Here is a 15350-nt window from a genome sequence, read left to right as displayed (position 1 = left end):
GATGACCTACGGCGGTCCGCTCGCCGCGGCCCCGGTGATCCGCGAACCCCTGCACGCGCCCGTCGCCCAGCTCGTACGTGGCGGCGTCATCGAAGGCGTTCACTACGGCTCGGTGGTCGTGCTGGCCGCCGACGGCACCGTGGAGCTTCAGATCGGGGACATCGAGGCCGCCTGCTACCCGCGCTCGGCTCTCAAGCCCGTCCAGGCCGTGGCCATGCTGCGGGCCGGGCTGCCGCTGGACGGCGAACTGCTCTCGCTGACCGCGGCCAGCCACTCCGGCGAGGAACGGCATCTCGCCGGGACGCGGCGGATCCTGGAGCTGGCAGGACTGCCGGAGGACCGACTGCGCAATGTCGCCGACCTGCCGTTCGACCCGGTGGTACGCGAGGCCTGGGTGCGCGACGGACGCATGCCCTCCCCGCTCGCCCAGAACTGCTCGGGCAAGCACGCGGCCATGCTGTACACGGCCCACCTCAACGGGTGGTCGCTCGACGACTACCTCGACCCGGCGCACCCGCTCCAGCAGGCCATCACGGAGATTGCCGAGGACCTCACCGGACAGGCCATCGCCCAGGTGACCGTCGACGGCTGCGGCGCGCCCCTGTTCTCCGTCTCGCTGCACGGGCTCGCCCGCGCCGCCGCCCGGATCACCACCGCCGCGCCGGGCACCCCCGAGGCGCGGGTCGCCGACGCGATGCGCGAGCACGCCGAGATGGCCTCCGGGTCCGGGCGCGACGTCGCCGCGCTGATGCGGGCCGTGCCGGGGCTGCTCGCCAAGGACGGCTTCGAAGGCGTGCAGGTCGCGGCGTTGCCGGACGGCCGGGCCGTCGCCGTGAAGATCGCCGACGGGGCCGACCGGGCGCGCGTCCCGGTGGCCGCGGCCGCCCTCGCGCGCTGCGGGGTCGACCCGGCGGCGCTCGCCGAGTTCGCGGGCGCGCCGCTTCTCGGGGGCGGCGCGGTCGTCGGGCACATCCGGCCGACCCGAGCCCTCGATCCCCTCACGCACCCCACGTACGCCTGACTCACCCCCTTCCGAAAGAAGACCCGCACCGATATGACCGCCGCAGCCCACCGCAGCGAACACGACCTGCTCGGAGACCGCGACGTCCCCGCCGACGCGTACTGGGGCATCCACACCCTGCGGGCCACGGAGAACTTCCCCATCACGGGCACCCCGATCTCCGCCTACCCGCACCTGATCGACGCCCTCGTCGCCGTCAAGGAGGCCGCCGCCCGCGCGAATGAGGAACTCGGGCTCCTCGAGCCCCGCAAGGCCGCCGCCATCGTCGAGGCCTGCCGGGAGATCCGGGACGGCAAACTGCACGACCAGTTCGTCGTCGACGTCATCCAGGGCGGCGCCGGCACCTCGACGAACATGAACGCCAATGAGGTCGTCGCCAACCGGGCGTTGGAGCTCCTCGGCCACGACAAGGGCGACTACCCGCACCTCCACCCCAACGAGGACGTCAACCTCGGCCAGTCCACCAACGACGTCTACCCGACCGCCGTCAAGGTCGCCACCGTCTTCGCGGTGCGCGGGCTGCTCAGGGCGATGGCCGTGCTCCAGGACGCGTTCGCGGCCAAGGCGGTCGAGTTCCGCGACGTACTGAAGATGGGGCGTACACAGCTCCAGGACGCGGTACCGATGACGCTGGGGCAGGAGTTCTCGGCGTTCGCGGTAATGCTGGACGAGGACCGCAGCCGGCTGGCGGAGGCCGTCGAGCTGATCCACGAGATCAACCTCGGTGCCACCGCCATCGGGACCGGGCTCAACGCCCCCGCCGGATACGCCGAGTCGGCGCGCCGCCACCTCGCGGACATCACGGGGCTGCCGCTGGTCACCGCCGCCAACCTGGTCGAGGCGACGCAGGACTGCGGTGCCTTCGTCCAGATGTCGGGTGTGCTGAAGCGGATCGCGGTCAAGCTCTCCAAGAGCTGCAACGACCTGCGGCTGCTGTCCTCCGGGCCGCGCGCGGGCCTCAACGAGATCAACCTGCCGCCGGTGCAGGCGGGTTCGAGCATCATGCCCGGCAAGGTCAACCCGGTCATCCCCGAAGTGGTCAACCAAGTCGCCTTCGAGGTAATCGGCAACGACGTCACCATCACCATGGCCGCCGAAGCCGGTCAGCTCCAGCTCAACGCCTTCGAGCCGATCATCCTGCACTCCCTGTCCGAGTCCATCACCCACCTGCGGACCGCCTGTCTGACCCTCGCCGAGCGGTGCGTCGCGGGCATCACGGCGAACACCGAGGAACTGCGTGCCGCCGTGGAGAACTCCATCGGGCTCGTGACCGCGCTCAACCCGCACATCGGGTACACGGCGGCCACCGACATCGCGAAGGAAGCCCTGGCGAGCGGGCGCGGAGTGGCCGAACTCGTCCTGGAGAAGGGGTTGTTGCCCGCCGAGCGGCTTGCCGAGCTGCTGCGGCCCGAAGTGGTCGCGGGCAGTGGTTCGGTACGTCCCTGACCGGCCGATGCGCGGCGCGACCACGTCGACGGATCGGGCGATGAGCGGCGGGACCACGTCGGCCGAGCGGCCGGTGAGCAGCGCCACCACGTTGCCCGGGCAGCCGATGGGCAGCGCGACCGGCCTGGCGGCAGAATGGTGATCATGTCCGCGTCTCCGTCGTCCTTCACCTTCCAGCCGGTCCTGGAGCGCATCGCCACCGAGATCGCGCAGGCGCCGGGGCGCGGGCGGCCCGCCGACTACATTCCGGCGCTCGCCGCCTGCGACCCGCGCCGCTTCGGCATGGCCGTCGCGGAGCTCGACGGCACGGTGTACGGCGTGGGGGACTGGCGGCAGCCGTTCTCCACGCAGTCCATCACCAAGGTCTTCACGCTCGCCCTCGACCTGGCCCGCGAGGGCGACGAACTCTGGGAGCACGTCGGCCGCGAGCCCTCCGGCAACCCCTTCAACTCCCTGGTCCAGCTGGAGTACGAAAACGGCATTCCGCGCAACCCCTTCATCAACGCGGGCGCCCTCGTCGTCACCGACCGGCTGCAGACCCGGACGGGTGACGCGGCGGGCACGCTCCTGGAGTTCCTGCGCGCCGAGAGCGGCAACCCGCGGCTCACCTTCGACAGGGACGTCGCCGCCTCCGAGGCCGCGCACGGCGACCGCAACGCCGCGCTCGGCCACTTCATGGCGTCGTACGGCAACATCGACAATCCGGTACCGGTGCTCCTCGACCAGTACTTCCGGCAATGCTCGATCGAGGCGTCCTGCGCCGACCTCGCACGCGCCACCGGCTTCCTGGCCCGGCACGGCATCCGCGCCGACGGCTCCCGGCTGCTCACCCAGAGCCAGGCCAAGCAGGTCAACGCGGTCATGCTCACCTGCGGGACGTACGACGCGGCCGGCGACTTCGCGTACCGCGTGGGCCTGCCCGGCAAGAGCGGGGTGGGTGGCGGCATCATCGCGGTGGTGCCGGGGCGTTGCACGTTGTGTGTCTGGAGCCCGGGCCTGGACGAGCGCGGCAACTCGGTGTCGGGAGTGGCGGCGCTGGACCGCTTTACGACATTGACAGGCGTGTCAGTCTTCTGAAGGGCTGAGGTACAGCGCCCCGTCACGGGCGCGGGGCTGTGACATCGTGCGGCTCCGCCGCGTGGGCGCGAACAACCCCCGCGGGCCCGCGGTCAACGAACGATCCGCAGCATTCCGGCGAACCCAGCGCAGCGACCACGCGGAGGTCACACGAAGGCCCCCGCCCAGAGGGCAATACGTCGCTCTCCGGCCACCTCGCGTTGACACGCTTTCCGAGTGTTGGCCATGGCTTTCCCCGTCGATCTCCGCCGCTGTCAGGCTCTGGGCCTGGCCGGTACCGCCTTCCTCGCGCTGGGAGGTGAAACGGCCGGGGCGCTGCCCGCGAGGGATCTCCTCGCCCCCGAGTCGGGGCGTGCCGTGCTCGGTCTGGTCGGCGTCTACTTCGGCGTCGTCCTGCTGATCGCCGCCTGGGCGCTCCTCGGCACCGTCGTACGTGGCCCCGAACCGCCGACTCCGCGCTCGCTGCTGCTCGTTCTGGCCGTGTGGGCGGCCCCGCTGCTGCTCGCGCCGCCCCTGTTCAGCCGGGACGTGTACAGCTATCTCGCGCAGGGCGCGATGGTCGACGCGCACATCGACGTCTACGCGCACGGACCGGCACAGCTGGGCGGCCCGCTCGCCGACGAGGTCGCGCCGGTGTGGCAGCAGACCACGACGCCGTACGGCCCGGTCTTCCTCGCCGTCGCCTCGGCGCTCTCCGGCCTGACGCGCGGGGAGATACCGGCAGGACTGCTCGGTATGCGCCTGGTCGCCCTGCTCGGCGTCGCCCTGATGGCGGCGGCGCTGCCCCGTCTCGCCCGGCACAGCGGCGCCGATCCGGCCGCCGCGCTGTGGCTGGGGGCGCTCAACCCCCTCGTCCTGCTCCACTTGGTGGCCGGTGCGCACAACGACGCCATCATGCTCGGCCTGCTCGGCGTCGGACTGGTGGCCGCGCGCGGGCGGTGGCATGTCCTGGGCGTCGTCCTCATCACCCTCGCCGCGCTGGTCAAGGCGCCCGCCGTGCTCGGCCTGCTGGCGGTGGTCGCGCTGCGTGGACGCCAGGGCATGGTGAAGTCCGCCCTGACCACGACCGTGGTCGCCCTCGCCACCACGGTCGCGGCGACCGCCGCGACCGGTACGGGATACGGCTGGATCGCGGCCCTGAAGACCCCTGTCTCGCCGCACAACTGGTCGCCCACCAGCGTCCTCGGCCGCGCCACCGGCGCCTTGCTCGAGAAGCTCGGCAGCGGCCTCGCACCGCTGGCCCTGCCCGTCTGGCACGCGGCCGGACTCGCGCTGACCGTGATCGTGGTCCTGTTCATATGGCTGCGCCTACGGCCCGGCCCGATCTACGCGTTGGGCCTGAGCCTGGCCGCGGTGGCCGTGTTCGGCCCGGCGATCCGGCCCTGGTACGCGCTGTGGGGACTGTTCCTCATCGCCGCGGCGGCGCCCAGCGCCTCGGTGCGTCATCGCGTCGCGGCCGCCAGCGCGGTGCTCGCGCTCGCCGTGCTGCCGAGCGGGGGACCGCCGGACGCCGAACAGGTGATTCTGGCCGTCTCCGGCGGAGTGCTCGCGCTCGTCGTGCTCTGGCAGGCCCACCAGGCGGCGCAGACACCGGTGCTCGGGCGGACGGCATGAGAGGTCTGGACGGCAAAAGAGAGCCAGACGGCAAAAGAGGACTGGATGGCGAGCGAGAGCGGGGCGGTACACAGGTGTTGATGGTCATGAGAGCGCTGAGCACCGATCGCCGGCGGCTGCTCTTCGTGCTCGGACTCGCCGCCGCCGTCGGCGTGTTCACCGCCACCGTGCCGCTGCTGCGCGACTGGTTCGACCTGCGCGTCTACTACGGGACGGTCGACGCCTGGGTCCACCACGGCGGCCGGATCTACGACTACCACGTGCCGGGGACGACGTACGGCTTCACGTATCCGCCGTTCGCGGCCCTCGGCATGCTGCCGATGGCGCTGGTCGGGCTGCGCACGGCGATCGCGGTCGAGCTGCTGCTCAACCTCGCCGCCATCGCCGCCATCGTGTGGATCCTGGTGGGGCCCGCGCTGCGCCGCTACGGCTGGTTCGGCTACGCCCTGACGGGCTGTCTGCTGGCCCTGTTCGAACCGGTCCGCGACACCTTCAGTTTCGGCCAGGTGAACCTCCTGCTGCTCGCGCTCGTGCTGAGCGACGCCTGGCTGCTGTCCACCGGACGGGGACGCCGGGCGGGCGTCGGCATCGGCCTGGCCGCGGCGGTCAAACTCACCCCCGCGCTCTTCATCGGCCTGCTGCTGCTCGCCCGCCGCTGGCGTGCCGCCGGGGTCGCCACGGCCGTCGCCGCGACGGCCACCGCCCTTGCCGCCTGGGCGGCCCCGGACGCCTCACGCTTCTACTGGACCGACGCGGTGTGGGACACGACCCGCATCGGACGTCTCGCCTATGTCTCCAACCAGTCGTTGCAGGGCGTCCTTGCCCGGCTCGTGGCACCGGACGAACCGAGCAGGGCCGCCTGGGCGACGGTCGCCGTGCTGGTCCTGTGCGTATGGGCGTGGCGGACCTCCCGCGCACTGGCCGACGAGGACTGGACGGCCGCGTTCGCCCTCACCGGGCTCGCGGCCTGTCTGGTCAGCCCGATCACCTGGGTGCACCATCTCGTCTGGCTGCTGCCGTCGTTCGCCGTGCTCCTGCACCGACGCCGGCTGCGGGTCGCGGGCGCCCTGTACGTGGTGCTGTGCAGCAGCGTGGTGTGGCTGTGGTTCGACGACGCGTCGGGTCTCGACGGATTCCTGGGCAGCAACACGTATACATGGATCACGCTGGGGCTGCTGCTGTGGCTGCCCGCCGGTCAGCCGCGTGTGGGCCGCCCGTTCTTGAGCCACAGGGCGAGGGCCACGCCGCCGGCGCCCAGCCCCGCGGCGCCCGTGATACCCGCGGCTTCGGGCCAGCCGGCTTCGTCGCTGTCCGGGAGCGCCGCGGGAGCGGGCCGGGCGGCGGAGCCGGCCGCCGGAACGCCACGCGTGTCGAGCAGCGATCCGACGGGATCTACGTGCCCGGCTGCCTTGAAGCCCCAGTCGAGCAGCGAGCGGGCCTCCTCGTAGACGGCGAACCCGCCGCCCTCCTGAGGGTTCATCACGGTGACGATGAGTGTGCGCCCGCCGCGTCGCGCGGCGGCGATGAGCGTGTTGCCCGCCTCGCTGGTGTAGCCGTTCTTGATGCCGATCAGCCCCGGGTACGGCTCCACCCCGTCGGCGCCGGACAGCAGCCGGTTGGTGTTCTCGATCTCGTACGCGCCGCCGTCGCCGGGGAACATGGCCTCGACAGTGGAGCAGTACCGCGCGAAGTCCGCGTTGCGCAGCCCGGCCCGCCCGAAGACCGCCAGGTCGTACGCCGACGAGACCTGGCCGGGTGTGTCATACCCGTCGGGCGAGACGACGTGGGTGTCGAGGGCGCCCAGTGAACGCGCCTTGGCCTGCATCCGGGTGGCCGTCGTCTTCCAGCCGCCGTTCATCGCGGCGAGCACGTGCACGGCGTCGTTGCCGGAGTTGAGGAAGACACCGCGCCACAGGTCGGCCGCGCGGTAGGTGTGGCCCTCCGTGACGCCCACCAGGCTGCTTCCGGCGCCGACGTCCGCCAGCTCCTCCTCTTTGACGGTGTGCCGGATGCCGCCGGGCAGCACCGGGAGCACCGTGAGGGCGAACAGGGTCTTCAAGGTGCTGGCGGGCGGCAGCTTGAGGTGGGCGTCGTGGGCCGCGAGCACGTCGCCGGTGCGGGCGTCGGCCACCAGCCAGGACAGCGCGGAGACGTCCTCGGGGACCTCGGGGGCCCCGGTCCGCGGCCGCACCTGTGTCCCGGGCCGGTACAACGGCGGCTGCGATGCCGTGGGCCGGGGCGCGACCGGGCCCGTTGCCGTCCGGGCGACGGCCGCACTCGGCGCGAGGGCCAGCGCGCCGACCACACAGACGGCGGAACAGGAGACGGCGGCGCGAGCGAGACGGGCGCGGGTGGCGGCGCGGGGGGTGACGGCGCGGGATGAGAATCCGATGGTCATTCCGCCAACGTAGGAACGGAGTCGCCGTACGCCGGGCTGCCAGGGCCGAGCGGCGGGATCCAGCACCCGGATGCCGCACGCGGGAGCGGTCAGGCGGCGGGCAGGGTCGGCTGGACCTGGCGGAGGAAGGTCGCGTTGTCCGGGGTGGCGCGCAGCCGCTCCAGGAGGGTTTCGAGGTTGGCCTGGCCGTCCCGCGTCTGCAGGGCGCGCCGCAGCCCACGTACGGCTGCCAACTCGGTGGAGGGCAGAAGGAGTTCCTCGCGACGGGTGCCGGACGGGGTGATGTCGACGGCCGGGAAGACGCGCCGGGCTGCCAGGGCACGGTCGAGGCGGAGCTCCATGTTGCCGGTGCTCTTAAGCTCCTCGAAGAAGTAGTCGTCGGCGCGGGAGCCGGTCTCCACCAGGGCGGTGGCGAGGATGGTGAGCGAGCCGCCCTCCTCGGCGAGGCGCGCGGCGCCGAAGAACCGCTTGGGGCCGTGCACCGCGGCCGCGTCGACGCCGCCGCTGAGGGTGCGGCCACCGGAGGCGGCCGCGTTGTTGTGCGCCCGGCACAGCCGGGTGAGGGAGTCCATCAGGATGACGACGTCCTCGCCCTGCTCGACGAGCCGCTTGGCGCGTTCGATGACGAGCTCGGCTAGCGCGATGTGCTGTTTCGGCGTCTTGTCGAAGGTCGAGGCGTACACCTCGCCCCGGACGGAGCGCCGCATGTCGGTCACTTCTTCGGGCCGCTCGTCGAGGAGCAGCACCATCAGGTGGCATTCGGGGTGGTTTCCCGCGACGGCGGCGGCGATCTGCTGCAGCAGCACCGTCTTGCCGGTCTTGGGCGGGGCGACGATCAGACCGCGCTGGCCCTTGCCCACCGGCGAGACCAGATCGACGAGGCGCCCGGCCGGACCGCTCGCCGGGTGTTCCAGGCGGAGCCGGTCGCGGGGGTGCAGTGGGGTGAGGTCGCGGAAGTGCGGGCGGCGGCGCAGCTCTTCGGGCATACGGCCGTTGATCCGCTCGACCTCGGCGAGCGCGCGGGGACCGCCGCGTACGCCTTCGACGGTGTCGCCCTTGCGCAGGCCGTAACGGCGGATCAGCGCGGGTGAGACCTGGACGTCGGTCGGTGTGGGCAGGCAGCTCTCGGCGGCGCGCAGGTACCCCTGCCCGTTGTGCGCGATGTCGAGGACACCGGAGGCCCGGGCCGGGAGTTGCTGCTGTGCAGGAGGGTGTTCGAGTGTGGTGGTCATGATGCGGGTCCTTTCAAGGACGGATTCATGAGGTCATGAGGGAGGGAAGGGGGATGTGCCGGCGGGGGAGGCGGCGTGCTCACGCCTCCGTGCGGCGGGGAGACAACACCTCGCGAACGGCGGACGGGAACAACTGCCCGCGGCCGTGCTCAAGAGGTGGTGCTGAGAAGCTGGTCCGCCGGTCGGAAAGCGACGGGCGTGTCAGCGAAATGAAGGTGAACCAGCACCGGCGCCCGAGACGGGGCGTACACAAGTGCTGACTGCACTCTACCATCCGGCGACCGGGTCTGGCTGTGATGTGCGACTCAGTGGCTCGCACGCAGACGTTGGGCGAGGGCCTCGGCTCACCGATCGAGGTCGACCGTCCACGGCCGGGGAGGCGGTGGGAATGACTCCGGACCGGAGGGAGTTGGTGCGTGTCGAGTCGCCGTCGACGAGAGAAGGTACCTCTCATGCGCGCACTGATCGTTGACCCCGCGGTCCCCGGAAAGCTGCGGCTGGGCGAGGCCCCGGACCCCGTACCCGGACCCGGTCAGGCCCTGATCGAGGTCCGGCACACCTCGCTCAACGCGGCCGAACTGTTCTTCGCGGAACGGGCCGAGCCCGGGGACGTGCTCGGCTTCGACGCGGCCGGTGTCGTCGTGGCCGCCGCGGCCGACGGCAGCGGGCCGGCGGCCGGCAGCCGGGTGGTGGGGTTCGCGGACGGCGGCGGCTTCGGCGCGCTGCGGGCCATGGACGTGGCGGACGTGGCCGTGGTGCCCGACGGGGTCGACCTGGGCGAGGCGGCCACACTGCCGGTCGCCGCCGGCACGGCCCTGCGGGCGCTGGAGCAGGCGGGACCGCTGCTCGGCCGCAGGGTGCTGGTGACCGGGGCGTCCGGTGGCGTCGGCGGATTCGCCGTGCAACTCGCGGCCATCGGAGGGGCGTACGTCGTCGCCGTCGCCGGCTCCGAGGAGAGCGCCCGGGGGTTGGCCGACCTCGGCGCGGACGACGTCGCGATCGGCCTCGCCCGGGTGACAGAGCCGGTCGATGTCGTCGTCGACACCGTGGGCGGCGACCAACTGGTCGCGGCGTACGCCCTGCTCGCCCCCGGCGGAAGCCTGCAGAGCGTCGGCTGGGCCTCCGGACAGGAGGCGCCCCTGCCCGTGGGCTCCACCCTCGGCAGCCGTGCACCGAAGGCGATCGTCTCCGTCTACAACGGCGCCGGACTCACCGACCGGCAGCCGCAGTTGCGCCGACTGCTCGACCTGGTCGCCACGGGGAAGCTGCGCGTGCCGGTCGGCTGGCGCGGGCCGTGGGACAAGATCGCGGACGCGGTGGAGGCCCTGGGGAACCGGCGGTTGCGGGGCAAGGCGGTGCTGGACGTGGGGTGAGACCGCCCCGGCGACGCGACGGGCGGTGCTTCACAGGGCGTTGACGAGGACGACGTAGACGGCGGTGCCGATGCCGACGCTCAGGATCGTGCGACTGCCGCAGGCGAGGTGGACGCCCGCCGTGACGGCGACCGCGAGCAGTGCGCACCACGTGGCGTGCGGCTCGGCGGCGATAGTGCCGTGCAGGGCGGTCACCGCGAGGACCGCGAGAATGCCCACCGGCATCCACAGCGACAGCTGCCGCACGATCGCCGAGGTGCGCAGGGTGCGCAGTGCCGCGAAGGGAACGGCGCGCAGGGCGAGGGTGATCGTGAAGACGATCGCGAGGACGGCGACGAGGTACGAAGTGCTAGGCATCGGCGGCCTCCTCGGCGGGGCGTCGGGCGGCGAGGGTGTGGCGGGCCAGCAGCAGGGCGACGAACAGGAGCATCGCGGTCAGCATGGCTACGCCCGGGGTGAGCGCGAGGGCGACGGCCGCGCTCACGCCGGCGAGCAGAACCGACGGGACCTCGCTGCGGGAGCGGAACGCGTCCAGCGTGAGCACGGTGAACAGCGCGCACAGGGCGAACTCCAGGCCCTTGATCGGTGCGGGCAGGGCCGCACCGAGGGCGACACCGACCAGGCCGCCGCCGACCCAGTAGGTCTCGCAGGCGATCTGCATCGCGAGAAGCCGGGGAGCGGAACGCTCGCGCTCGGGCAGGGAGGCGTTGACGGCGTACGCCTCGTCGATCATCGCGTAGACGGCGTACGCCTTCGCGAACGGGTTCCTGACCAGGTGGAGGGGGAACGAGAACGCATAGAACACATGCCGGAAGTTGACCACCAGGACGGTCAGCGTGACCGCTGCCAGCGGCGTGACGGTGGCCATCATGCCCACCAGCAGCAGCTCCAGAGAGCCGGCGAACGCGGACAGGGACAGTGCGGGTGCGAGCCACCACGGCAGATGCGCCTGGATGACCAGCAGGCCGAGCGCGATCCCGAGCGGGAAGATCCCCAGTCCCGCGGAGAAGGAGTCGCGCACGCCCGCGGATATTTGCCACCGCCGGGTGGCCGCGGCCGACGGGGGATCGGACATGAGGGTTGGAGTGTCTTGTTGCACCCGTCCATGGTCCCGTGAAACCCGCGCCATGTGGTTGCTAATATTGCGCATCTGGACCGTCGTGGTGCAATCTTCTTGCCATGGATGCCGCCGACCGAGCAATCATCACCGAGCTGGAACGGGACGGGCGGCTGACGAACGTCGAGCTGGCCCAGCGGGTCGGGCTCACCACCGGTCCCTGTCTGAGGCGCGTTCAGCGGCTGGAGGCCGACGGCGTCATCCGCGGCTACCGGGCCGTCATCGACCCCGCCGCCGTGGGACGCACCTTCGAGGTCCTGATCGACCTCACCCTCGACGCCCAGGACGCGGAGACCGTCGAGCGTTTCGAGGAGACTCTGGCGCAGGCGGACGAGGTCATCGAGTTGCGCCGGCTGTTCGGCAGCCCCGACTACTTCGTTCGCGTGGCCGTCGCCGACCTGGCCGCCTACGAAACCTTCCTCAGTACGCGCGTCATGACCATCCCGCGCATCAAGAACGTCACCTCGCACTTCACGATGAAGAACGTCAAACCGGCCCCGTAATCGAGGACCGGGGACGCTCGGCCGCCGCCCAGGAGGCGAGGAAGCGCAGGCCCTCGTGCGACGGTGTGCCGGGTTCTGCGGTCCAGACACATAGCTGCTGGTCGGGGTCGGTGGTGCAGGTGAGGGTGTCCCATTCGAGGGTGAACTCACCCGCGACCGGGCTGCCGGACTCGGGGCCGGTCTCCTCCACTTCCCCGGCGGGCACAACGGCAACTTCACCCATCCGAAGGGCTTCGCCGAGATGCTGCGTACGGTGTTGTGAGCGGGCAGAATCGATCGTCGTACGGCCCGACTCGGCACCTCGACAAGGAGAATCGGTGGACACCTCACCCGTCGCACCGCACCGTATGGACCCGGCCGGCGGCTGCCCGCATGCCGACAACGCGCGGCTGCTCGCACGAGGCGCCGTCGCACCGGTGGTGCTGCCCGGTGGGGTGGCGGGGATGGCGGTGCTCGGGCACGAGGCGTTGAAGGAGTTCCTCGCGCACCCCGAAGTCGCCAAGGGGGCGGAGCACTTCACTGCGCTGAGGGAGGGGCGGATAGCCGCCGGATGGCCGTTGACGACCTTCGCGACCGTACGGGGGATGACGACCGCGGACGGGGAGGACCACCGGCGGCTGCGGTCGCTGGTCAGCAAGGCGTTCACCGCACGTCGGGTGGAGCAACTGCGGTCCCGTATCGAGGAGTTGACGGCCGGATTGCTCGACGGCCTTCACCATGCGGCCGAAGACGGTGGGGGAGTCGCCGATCTGCGCCGGCACTTCGCGCTGCCGCTGCCGATGGGGGTCATCGGCGAGTTGCTCGGGGTCGACGCGGAGTACCGCGACCGGCTGCACCACTTGTCGAACCAGGTGGTCGCCACCGACATCGGCCCCGAGCAGGCGGTCGCAGCGAACCGGGAGCTGGTGGCCGTCCTCAGCGCCGTGGCCTCCGCACGTGCCGAGGAACCCGGCGACGACCTCACCAGCGCGTTGATCGCCGCCCGGGACGAGGAGGGCGACCGGCTCAGCCAGGAGGAACTCATCGGCACCCTGGTGCTGATGATCATCGCCGGGCATGAGACCACGCTGAACCTCATCACCAATGCGGTACGGGCGTTGTGCGGCCACCGGGATCAACTGGACCTGGTCACCAAGGGCGAGGCGAGCTGGACGGACGTCGTCGAGGAGACGCTGCGCTGGGACGCGCCCGTCAGCTACTTCCCATTCCGTTATCCGGTGCGGGATCTCACCCTCGACGGCACCGTGATCCCCAAGGGCACGCCGGTGCTCGCCGGTTACTCGGCCGCGGGGCGCGACCGAGCCGCGCACGGAACCGATGCCGACCGCTTCGACGTGACCCGGCCCGGAAGGCCCGGCGCCGCCCGGCACCTCTCTCTCGGGCACGGCGCTCACTACTGTCTGGGTGCCCCGCTGGCGCGCCTGGAGTCCACCATCGCGCTGGAGCGGCTGTTCACCCGCTTCCCCGACCTCGACCTCGCCGTGTCCGAGGCGGAACTCTCCCGTCACTCCAGCTTCGTGGGCAACAGCGTGCGAGCGCTCCCGGTGCGGCCGGGGGTCTCCCGCGGCTGACTCCGCGGGCTGCCGGGATCCTTCGCCGCTGACCCCGCGCATACCAGCCATACGACACCGCGATGGCCCTGAGCCGCCCCTTTTCTTGTTCTCGCCAAACGCCGCACCTACGCTTCCAGCACCGCACACCGGCGGCACTGGACAAGTGACACGGCAATCATGGGTCGACTGGCCGGAAAAATCGCTTTCATCAGCGGCACGGGAGCTGGAATAGGGCGGTCCGCGGCTCAGATATTCGCCTCGGGAGGCGCCACCGTTTCGGCAGCGACATCGACTCCGACGCCGCTGCCGAAACGGTGGAACTCGTCGAGAAGGCCGGTGGAGTCATGCGGTCCCTCGCCCCGGTGGACCTGTCCACCGAAGCGGGCGCACGGGAGTGGATCGAGGTGGGGATCGCGGCGTTCGGGGGATCGACATCCTCTACAACAACGCCTCCGCCCTGCGGAACGGGCCGTTCGAGACCATGCCCGCCGAGGACTGGTACTTCACCATCAAGAACGAGCTCGACATCCCGTACTTCTGTACGCAGGCGGCCTGGCCGCACCTGATCGCCCGCGGGGGCCGGACCCCTCGCCGTTGTCAACGCGGGCAGCGACAGCGCCAGGGCGGCGGCCCAGACCGCGCTCGGCCACGGGATGGCCCTCGGGGTGGTGATCTGCGGCTGCGCCTCACTGCTCGGCGCGGTGGTCACCCTGCTGCTGGTCCGCAAGAACACCGCCCGCGCGGCGGTCGGCGTAACAGGCGAGTCGGCGGCGGCGCAGGCGGCCGTCTAGGACGCGGGTCCACGAGAAGGGAGCCGGGGCTCGCGCCCCGGCTCCCTCGCGCGTCCCGTCGTACGCAGAAGAATCTGGAAGGGTGTCGATTCGGAGCCGCCCCGTTCGTCGGTGGGGTGTCAGGACCTCATGAGCATCTGGAGGAACCATGAAGTACATGCTGCTGGTCTGCGGCGACGACACCGCCGACGCCTCCGGCATGGCACCCGTCGAACCCTGGGTCGAGGAGTTGGGCGCCGAGCGCGGCGTACGGCTGCACGGCCACCGGCTGCGGCTCCCCGCCGAGGCGGTCACCGTGCGGGTGCGCGACGGGGAAGTGCTGCGCACCGACGGCCCGTTCGCGGAGACGAAGGAGTACGTCGCCGGGTTCGACATCCTCGAGTGCGACACCATGGAGGAGGCGATCGAGGCGGCGGCCAAGCACCCCGTGGCATCCATCGGGGCCATGGAGGTGCGCGCGTTCTGGGACGACGAGGACGCCGAGGCGGAGATCCGCCGGATCGACAACGAGCTGACCGAGGCTCTGCGCGAGCGGGACATCGACCGGCGGCTCGCCTGCTACACGGCGGACACGGAGGTGTTCCACCCCATGAGCGGTCTGGAGGAGCGCGGGATCGACGCCCTCCGCAAGGCCCAGGAGTGGTTCTTCTCCACCGTCACCGGGACCGTACGGCGCGAGGTACTCGAATTCCGTCTCCGCGTCGACGAGAGCGTCGCGTTCAGCCACGGGCTCGTCAGGATCCGCGGCACGTTCACCACGGGCGAGCCGTTGGACAGCACAGCGCGGGTGACCACCGGCTACCGTGCCGTGGGCGACCGTTGGCTGATCGCCCACGAGCACGCTTCGGTTCCGTTCGACGCCGGCCTGGAGGAGGAGCGGTCATGAAGTACGTCCTGTTCATCTGCACCCCGGTCGGCGGCGAGGAACTCAGCCCCGAGGAGATCGCCGACGACCCCCGCTTCACCTCGTACATCGAAGAGGTCCGCAGCCGCGACGTGGTGAAGGGCGGCGCCCGGCTGCGGCCGTCCACCGACGCCACCACCGTCCGCGTCCAGGGCGACGAAGTTCTGCTCAGCGACGGTCCGTTCGTGGAATCCAAGGAGTACGTCGCGGGCTTCGACATCATCGAGGTCGCCGACCTCGACGAGGCCATCGCGCTCGCGTCGCGGCATCCGGCGGTGCTGGGCGGCGGCTCGGTGGAGGTGCGGCCGGTCTGGGAGTGAA

Annotated in this window: 13 protein-coding genes and 3 pseudogenes; 11 read left to right on the top strand and 5 right to left on the bottom strand. The window is 71.4% G+C overall.

The genetic code is table 11. The features are described 5' to 3' along the window. The first annotated feature begins 1 nt into the window (after position 1). The 5 genes from ACZ4RZ_RS05825 to ACZ4RZ_RS05805 all read left to right on the top strand — a co-directional run bounded on the left by ACZ4RZ_RS05825 (position 2) and on the right by ACZ4RZ_RS05805 (position 6606). Positions 2 to 1021, top strand: coding sequence for an asparaginase (locus ACZ4RZ_RS05825; RefSeq protein ID WP_467743069.1), 1020 nt, complete (start codon positions 2 to 4; stop codon positions 1019 to 1021). A gap of 33 nt (positions 1022 to 1054) precedes the next feature. After that, positions 1055 to 2467 (top strand): aspartate ammonia-lyase, encoded by a 1413-nt coding sequence (gene aspA / locus ACZ4RZ_RS05820; RefSeq protein ID WP_467742385.1) that lies wholly within the window; start codon positions 1055 to 1057, stop codon positions 2465 to 2467. Between the two features lie 135 nt (positions 2468 to 2602). Beyond that, the gene (locus ACZ4RZ_RS05815; protein WP_467742383.1) at positions 2603 to 3544 is read left to right on the top strand and encodes a glutaminase; all 942 of its coding nucleotides are present in this window, start codon (positions 2603 to 2605) and stop codon (positions 3542 to 3544) included. A 225-nt stretch (positions 3545 to 3769) separates the two neighbouring features. After that, positions 3770 to 5158, top strand: a complete 1389-nt coding sequence (gene mptB / locus ACZ4RZ_RS05810; protein WP_467742381.1) for a polyprenol phosphomannose-dependent alpha 1,6 mannosyltransferase MptB — start codon at positions 3770 to 3772, stop codon at positions 5156 to 5158. An 86-nt stretch (positions 5159 to 5244) separates the two neighbouring features. Further along, the gene (locus tag ACZ4RZ_RS05805; protein WP_467742379.1) at positions 5245 to 6606 is read left to right on the top strand and encodes a glycosyltransferase 87 family protein; all 1362 of its coding nucleotides are present in this window, start codon (positions 5245 to 5247) and stop codon (positions 6604 to 6606) included. A gap of 83 nt (positions 6607 to 6689) precedes the next feature. On the opposite strand, the pseudogene ACZ4RZ_RS05800 reads toward ACZ4RZ_RS05805, so the two are convergent. Both ACZ4RZ_RS05800 and rho read right to left on the bottom strand, forming a co-directional pair. Then, positions 6690 to 7556: pseudogene (locus ACZ4RZ_RS05800) on the bottom strand (D-alanyl-D-alanine carboxypeptidase family protein); the annotation flags it as partial. A gap of 89 nt (positions 7557 to 7645) precedes the next feature. Then, positions 7646 to 8797, bottom strand: a pseudogene (rho, locus tag ACZ4RZ_RS05795) (transcription termination factor Rho); the annotation flags it as partial. Positions 8798 to 9240: 443 nt separating this feature from the next. Between rho and ACZ4RZ_RS05790 the strand changes: the two are divergent. Beyond that, the gene (locus ACZ4RZ_RS05790) at positions 9241 to 10161 is read left to right on the top strand and encodes a zinc-binding dehydrogenase (protein ID WP_467742377.1); all 921 of its coding nucleotides are present in this window, start codon (positions 9241 to 9243) and stop codon (positions 10159 to 10161) included. Positions 10162 to 10191: 30 nt separating this feature from the next. Here the strand turns inward: ACZ4RZ_RS05790 and ACZ4RZ_RS05785 are convergent, their stop codons facing one another. Both ACZ4RZ_RS05785 and ACZ4RZ_RS05780 read right to left on the bottom strand, forming a co-directional pair. Beyond that, positions 10192 to 10518 carry a branched-chain amino acid transporter permease gene (locus ACZ4RZ_RS05785; RefSeq protein WP_467742375.1) on the bottom strand — a complete coding sequence of 109 codons (327 nt, stop codon included), beginning with the start codon at positions 10516 to 10518 and terminating at the stop codon, positions 10192 to 10194. Next, on the bottom strand, positions 10511 to 11236 hold the full coding sequence (locus ACZ4RZ_RS05780) for an AzlC family ABC transporter permease (protein WP_467742373.1): 726 nt from the start codon (positions 11234 to 11236) through the stop codon (positions 10511 to 10513). Before ACZ4RZ_RS05780 ends, ACZ4RZ_RS05785 begins: the two co-directional genes overlap by 8 nt. Positions 11237 to 11340: 104 nt before the next feature. Here ACZ4RZ_RS05780 and ACZ4RZ_RS05775 point away from each other — a divergent pair, with 104 nt between their 5' ends. Further along, positions 11341 to 11781 (top strand): Lrp/AsnC family transcriptional regulator, encoded by a 441-nt coding sequence (locus tag ACZ4RZ_RS05775; RefSeq protein WP_467742371.1) that lies wholly within the window; start codon positions 11341 to 11343, stop codon positions 11779 to 11781. Here ACZ4RZ_RS05775 and ACZ4RZ_RS05770 read toward each other — a convergent pair. After that, positions 11765 to 11941: pseudogene (locus ACZ4RZ_RS05770) on the bottom strand (MmyB family transcriptional regulator); the annotation flags it as partial. The gene ACZ4RZ_RS05775 and the pseudogene ACZ4RZ_RS05770 overlap by 17 nt on opposite strands. A gap of 187 nt (positions 11942 to 12128) precedes the next feature. On the opposite strand from ACZ4RZ_RS05770, the gene ACZ4RZ_RS05765 reads away from it, so the two are divergent. The 4 genes from ACZ4RZ_RS05765 (at position 12129) to ACZ4RZ_RS05750 (ending at position 15349) form a co-directional block, all read left to right on the top strand. Beyond that, on the top strand, positions 12129 to 13352 hold the full coding sequence (locus tag ACZ4RZ_RS05765; RefSeq protein WP_467743067.1) for a cytochrome P450 family protein: 1224 nt from the start codon (positions 12129 to 12131) through the stop codon (positions 13350 to 13352). Between the two features lie 635 nt (positions 13353 to 13987). After that, on the top strand, positions 13988 to 14125 hold the full coding sequence (locus tag ACZ4RZ_RS05760) for a hypothetical protein (protein WP_467742369.1): 138 nt from the start codon (positions 13988 to 13990) through the stop codon (positions 14123 to 14125). Positions 14126 to 14273: 148 nt separating this feature from the next. Next, the gene (locus tag ACZ4RZ_RS05755; RefSeq protein WP_467742367.1) at positions 14274 to 15011 is read left to right on the top strand and encodes a nuclear transport factor 2 family protein; all 738 of its coding nucleotides are present in this window, start codon (positions 14274 to 14276) and stop codon (positions 15009 to 15011) included. Further along, a complete protein-coding gene (locus tag ACZ4RZ_RS05750; protein ID WP_467742365.1) occupies positions 15008 to 15349 on the top strand; it encodes a YciI family protein in 342 nt (113 codons plus the stop codon). The genes ACZ4RZ_RS05755 and ACZ4RZ_RS05750 overlap by 4 nt, the downstream gene beginning before the upstream one ends. Position 15350 lies beyond the last annotated feature (1 nt).

This window comes from Streptomyces sp. NPDC027189 (genome assembly GCF_055566975.1).
This window is presented reverse-complemented; position numbering and strand designations above follow the sequence as displayed.